The sequence below is a fragment of the Paraburkholderia guartelaensis genome (genome assembly GCF_004353905.1).
Lineage (GTDB): Bacteria > Pseudomonadota > Gammaproteobacteria > Burkholderiales > Burkholderiaceae > Paraburkholderia > Paraburkholderia guartelaensis.
In genome coordinates, this window is sequence record NZ_SMOD01000159.1 from 1 (window position 1) to 1,118 (window position 1,118).

1 protein-coding gene is annotated in these 1,118 nt (G+C 57.3%); it reads left to right on the top strand.

Annotation, left to right across the window (positions count from 1 at the left end; all coding sequences use genetic code 11):
• The first annotated feature begins 43 nt into the window (after positions 1-43).
• The gene (locus E1N52_RS43835) at positions 44-1,105 is read left to right on the top strand and encodes an IS630 family transposase (RefSeq protein ID WP_133191278.1); all 1,062 of its coding nucleotides are present in this window, start codon (positions 44-46) and stop codon (positions 1,103-1,105) included.
• The last annotated feature ends 13 nt before the right edge of the window (positions 1,106-1,118 follow it).

Below are 1,118 nucleotides of genomic sequence, written 5' to 3' on the forward strand. Positions count from 1 at the left end.
CTAGTCCATTGCGTCATTGAAAAAGCACCTTATTTGGTATTCAATGAAACGCATGGAAAAGATGAATTTGACCACGCTTGAGCGCAAACAATTGCTGTCAGCAACTCGTAGCCAAACGGTGCGCGCAGCGGACGCGCGGCGTGCACGGCTGATCTTGATGCTTGATGAAGGCGAAGCACGTGAGGCGATCATGCAGCGGCTGCGATGTGACTCGCGCTTCATTACCCGTTGGTCGAGTCGGTTTTTGGCGGAGCGGTTGGCAGGCCTGTACGCGCGCCATCCGGGACGAGCTCCTGTGCATCCGCCTGAAAAGCTCGAGGCGCGGGTTCTGAATCTCACGCTTAAGCACCGGCCCTCGGACGGCTCGACGCATTGGAGCAGCTATAAGCTTGCGGCGGCTCTGGGCGATGTAGGCGCCTCGACGGTACAGCGCATCTGGCGCAAGCACGGCGTGCGCCCCCATCGACTCGATACGCACATGGTCTCAAACGACCCTGACTTCGAGACCAAGGCTGCAGACGTCATCGGCCTGTATCTGAACCCGCCCGCACATGCGGTGGTGTTCTGCGTGGACGAGAAGACGGCAATTCAAGCTCTGGATCGTAAGGATCGGATGCTACCGCTGTCGCCAGGGCGCGCCGAGAGCCATGGCTTCGAATACAAACGTAACGGCACGCTTAGCCTGTTCGCTGCGCTCAATACGGCAACCGGAGAAGTCATCGGCAAGACCGCGCCGCGCCATACCAGCGAACAGTTCGTGGCCTTCCTCACCGACGTTATCGCCAGTCAGCGGCCCAAACAGGAGATTCATGTGATCTGCGACAACGTCAGCAGCCACAAGACACCGCGCGTGCACGAATTCTTGCGACAACACCGCAACGTGCGGTTGCATTACACCCCAACCTATACCTCTTGGCTGAATCAGGTGGAAAACTGGTTCTCGCGCATCCAGCGCGATGTAATTGCGCGAGGCATCTTCACCACGGTGAAGGATTTGGACCGCAAGCTGATGCGCTACATCCGCGAGCACAACAAGAATCCCAAGCCGATTAAATGGAAATACGATGATCCATCACGACGAATTCGGCCAGTGCCATTTCAATGACGCAGTCGACTAG